At 58.8% G+C, this 4160-nt stretch carries 1 protein-coding gene and 1 pseudogene; both read left to right on the top strand.

Annotated elements, in window-relative coordinates:
* Positions 1-3835, top strand: a 3835-nt coding sequence (rpoC, locus tag ACI2JX_RS24800) for a DNA-directed RNA polymerase subunit beta' (protein WP_404691200.1), incomplete at its 5' end; no start/stop codon positions are given.
* A 210-nt stretch (positions 3836-4045) separates the two neighbouring features.
* Positions 4046-4160, top strand: a pseudogene (gene rpsL, locus ACI2JX_RS24795) (30S ribosomal protein S12); the annotation flags it as partial.

Raw genomic sequence — 4160 nt, 5'->3', positions numbered from 1 at the left:
CCGTATCGGCTTGCTGATGGACATGACCCTGCGTGATATCGAACGCGTTCTCTACTTCGAGAGCTACGTCGTTATCGATCCAGGCATGACCACCCTCGAGAAGGGTCAGCTGCTCAACGACGAGCAGTACTTCGAAGCGCTGGAAGAGTTCGGCGACGACTTCGACGCCCGCATGGGTGCCGAGGCTGTCCGTGAACTGCTGCACGCTATCGACCTGGAGCACGAGATCGGTCGCCTGCGCGAAGAGATTCCGCAGACCAACTCGGAAACCAAGATCAAGAAGCTGTCCAAGCGTCTGAAGCTGATGGAAGCTTTCCAGGGCTCGGGCAACCTGCCTGAGTGGATGGTCCTGACCGTTCTGCCAGTACTGCCACCGGACCTGCGTCCGCTGGTGCCGCTGGATGGCGGCCGCTTCGCGACCTCCGACCTGAACGACCTGTATCGTCGGGTGATCAACCGTAACAACCGCCTCAAGCGCCTGCTCGATCTGTCGGCGCCAGACATCATCGTGCGCAACGAAAAGCGCATGCTGCAGGAAGCGGTCGACGCCCTGCTCGACAACGGCCGTCGCGGTCGCGCCATCACTGGCTCGAACAAGCGTCCGCTGAAGTCCCTGGCTGACATGATCAAAGGTAAGCAAGGTCGTTTCCGTCAGAACTTGCTCGGTAAGCGCGTGGACTACTCCGGTCGTTCGGTAATTACCGTAGGCCCGACCCTGCGTCTGCACCAGTGCGGTCTGCCGAAGAAGATGGCTCTCGAGCTGTTCAAACCGTTCATTTTCGGCAAGCTGGAAATGCGTGGTCTGGCGACCACCATCAAGGCTGCCAAGAAGATGGTCGAGCGCGAGTTGCCAGAGGTGTGGGACGTTCTCGCCGAAGTGATTCGCGAACACCCCGTGCTGCTCAACCGTGCACCGACCCTTCACCGTCTGGGTATCCAAGCCTTTGAACCGGTGCTGATCGAAGGTAAGGCTATCCAGCTGCACCCGTTGGTCTGTGCTGCGTACAACGCCGACTTCGACGGTGACCAAATGGCCGTTCACGTGCCGCTGACGCTGGAAGCCCAGCTCGAAGCGCGCGCGCTGATGATGTCGACCAACAACATTCTGTCGCCAGCCAACGGTGAGCCAATCATCGTTCCGTCGCAGGACGTTGTACTGGGTCTGTACTACATGACCCGTGAAGCCATCAACGCCAAGGGCGAAGGTCGCGTATTCGCTGACCTGCAGGAAGTCGACCGGGTATTCCGCGCCGGCGAAGCTGCCCTGCACGCCAAGATCAAGGTTCGTATCAACGAAACCGTGAACGATCGTGATGGCGGCAGCGTCAAGAACACCCGTATCGTCGACACCACTGTCGGCCGTGCGCTGCTGTTCCAGGTTGTACCACCAGGTCTGTCGTACGACGTGGTCAACCAGCCGATGAAGAAGAAGGCGATCTCCAAGCTGATCAACCAGTGCTACCGCGTGGTTGGTCTGAAAGAGACCGTGATCTTCGCTGACCAGCTGATGTACACCGGCTTTGCCTACTCGACCATTTCCGGCGTTTCGATCGGTGTTAACGACTTCGTTATCCCGGACGAGAAAGCCCGCATCATCGGTGCTGCCACCGACGAAGTGAAGGAAATCGAGAGCCAGTACGCTTCCGGCCTGGTAACTCAGGGCGAGAAGTACAACAAGGTCATCGACTTGTGGTCCAAGGCGAACGACGAAGTATCCAAGGCGATGATGGCCAACCTCTCGAAAGAGAAAGTCATCGACCGCAATGGCGACGAAGTCGAGCAAGAGTCCTTCAACTCGATGTACATGATGGCTGACTCCGGTGCCCGGGGTTCGGCAGCTCAGATTCGTCAGTTGGCTGGTATGCGTGGCCTGATGGCCAAGCCGGACGGCTCGATCATCGAGACGCCGATCACCGCGAACTTCCGTGAGGGTCTGAGCGTACTTCAGTACTTCATCTCGACTCACGGTGCTCGTAAGGGTCTGGCGGATACCGCACTGAAGACCGCGAACTCGGGTTACCTGACCCGTCGTCTGGTCGACGTTGCGCAAGATCTGGTAGTGACCGAGATCGATTGCGGCACCGACCACGGCCTGCTGATGACTCCGCACATCGAAGGCGGTGACGTGGTCGAGCCGCTGGGTGAGCGCGTACTGGGTCGAGTGATCGCCCGTGACGTGTTCAAGCCTGGCACCGAAGACGTCATCGTTCCGGCCGGTACCCTGGTCGACGAGAAGTGGGTTGAGTTCATCGAGCTGAACAGTATCGACGAAGTTATCGTGCGTTCGCCGATCAGCTGTGAAACTCGCTTCGGCATCTGCGCCAAGTGCTACGGTCGTGACCTGGCTCGCGGTCATCAGGTGAACATCGGTGAAGCGGTTGGCGTTATCGCTGCCCAGTCCATCGGTGAGCCGGGTACCCAGCTGACCATGCGTACGTTCCACATCGGTGGTGCTGCAAGCCGGACCTCGGCTGCCGACAGCGTCCAGGTGAAAAACGGCGGTATGGTGCGACTGCACAACCTGAAGCAGGTTGAGCGTGCTGACGGCAACCTGGTTGCTGTATCGCGTTCCGGCGAGTTGGCCATTGCCGACGAATTCGGTCGTGAGCGTGAGCGGTACAAGCTGCCTTACGGTGCGGTGATTTCGGTCAAGGAAGGTGACAAGGTCGAAGCTGGCGCAATCGTCGCCAAGTGGGACCCGCACACCCACCCGATCGTTACCGAGCTGAAAGGTACCGTGACCTTCGTGGGCATGGAAGAAAACATCACCATCAAGCGTCAGACTGACGAGTTGACTGGTTTGACCAACATTGAAGTCCTGGACGTCAAGGATCGCCCTGCCGCTGGCAAGGAAATCCGTCCGGCAATCAAGATGGTCGACGCCAATGGCAAGGATCTGATGCTGCCAGGTACCGACGTACCTGCTCAGTACTTCCTGCCAGCCAACGCCTTGGTAGGTGTGGCCGACGGTGCACAGATCGGTGTTGGTGACGTTATCGCGCGTATCCCGCAAGAAACGTCGAAGACCCGTGACATCACCGGTGGTCTGCCGCGCGTTGCCGACCTGTTCGAAGCCCGTCGTCCGAAGGAAGCTTCGATTCTGGCGGAAGTCAGCGGCACCATCGCGTTCGGTAAAGAGACCAAAGGTAAGCGCCGTCTGGTGATTACCCCGACCGATGGCAGCGATCCGTACGAAGAGCTGATTCCGAAGTGGCGCCACTTGAACGTCTTCGAAGGCGAACAGGTAAACCGCGGCGAAGTCATCTCCGACGGTCCAAGCGATCCGCACGACATCCTGCGTCTGCTGGGTGTCAGCGCGCTGGCCAAGTACATCGTCAACGAGATCCAGGACGTTTACCGTCTGCAAGGCGTTAAGATCAACGATAAGCACATCGAGACCATCCTGCGTCAGATGCTGCGTAAAGTTGAGATCGCCGAATCGGGTGACTCCAGCTTCATCAAGGGCGACCAGATGGAACTGACTCAGGTGCTGGTCGAGAACGAGCGTCTCGCTGCCGAAGACAAGTTCGTCTCGAAGTACACCCGCGTGCTGCTGGGTATCACCAAGGCGTCGTTGTCGACCGAATCGTTCATCTCGGCGGCTTCCTTCCAGGAAACCACCCGAGTCCTGACCGAGGCGGCGGTAACCGGCAAGCGCGACTACCTGCGCGGCCTGAAAGAGAACGTGGTCGTGGGTCGTCTGATCCCGGCTGGTACTGGTCTGGCCTACCACAGCGAGCGTAAGCGTCGCCGTGATGCCGACAAACCGCTGCGCGTAAGTGCCAGTGAGGTGGAAGCCGCACTGACCGAAGCGCTGAATTCCAGCGGTAACTAAGTACAGGGTGGGGCCCCGGCCCCTCTCCGTGGTGACCGGTGACATGCAATGTTACCGATCACCGGGCGGGGAGGGCCGGGGCCTCGTCTTGACTGGGTGCAAGAACCTCTTTAGACTTTTGTACCCTTAAATTTGGTGAGGCTCCGTCTCGCCAATTTTTGGCTTTCTTGCAAGACAATAGCGTCGCAAGACAATCAGTGGAGCTAGTAGATGGCAACTATCAACCAGCTGGTACGTCAGCCGCGTAAGCGTACCGTCGAGAAATCCGACGTACCTGCGCTGCAGAACTGCCCGCAACGTCGTGGCGTGTGCACCCGTGTGTACA

Source organism: Pseudomonas sp. NPDC088890 (assembly GCF_044900155.1).
Lineage (GTDB): Bacteria > Pseudomonadota > Gammaproteobacteria > Pseudomonadales > Pseudomonadaceae > Aquipseudomonas > Aquipseudomonas urmiensis.
Note: the sequence above shows the minus strand (reverse complement) of the source record. Positions and strands in the feature narration are given on the sequence as shown.